Origin of the sequence: Tyzzerella sp. An114, from assembly GCF_002161055.1 — a bacterium.
Taxonomy (GTDB): domain Bacteria; phylum Bacillota; class Clostridia; order Lachnospirales; family Anaerotignaceae; genus Fimicola; species Fimicola cottocaccae.
Map to the genome: position 1 here is coordinate 1 of NZ_NFLT01000071.1, position 680 is coordinate 680.

At 26.3% G+C, this 680-nt stretch carries 1 protein-coding gene; it reads left to right on the forward strand.

The genetic code is table 11. From position 1 onward, the window contains the following. Window positions 1-680 (forward strand): zinc ribbon domain-containing protein (locus tag B5E58_RS13300; RefSeq protein ID WP_206608593.1); only part of this gene is annotated, 680 nt, incomplete at both ends.

Sequence of the window (680 nt, forward strand, 5' to 3'; positions counted from 1 at the left end):
ATAAATAAAGGTGAAGTTCCTCAGATACTTATAGAAAATGACCACAAAGGAATAGTCACTAAAGAAGAATATGAAACAGTTCAGATTATGCTATCCTGTAAACCTAAAAATGAAAAAAATGAAGTAACAGAATTTAGGGGAAAGATTATATGTTCCAAATGTGGTGATGTGTTTTACAGACAGGTAAAGCCTAAACAGGATATTACTTGGACTTGCAAAAATAGAATTATATCAAAAGATTATTGTGATATGGATATTGTAAAGGAAGAATTAATAAAAGAATTGTTTGTAAAAATGTGGAACAAGTTATCAAATAATTATGAGAAAATTTTAGTGCCTATGGTTGAATCACTATATGCCATAAAAGAGCATAATGGAGAAAATCAAGTAATTAAGGATTATGAAAACAAAATAGATGAACTTATTAAGCAGAGCAACACCTTAAATCAGCTAATGCAAAAAAGGTGTATTGACTCTGCTTTTTATATACAACAAAAAAATCTAACTGAACAGAAAATAATTGAACTTAATATTGAAAAAGTAAGATATATAGAAAAAAGCCAAATGAATTATGAAATCAGAGAAACAGAAAAGCTGATTGATTTAATAAAAAATTCACCTAAAACAATGAATACATACAACAAAGATTTATTTAAAAAAGTTGTAGATAAGATTTTAAT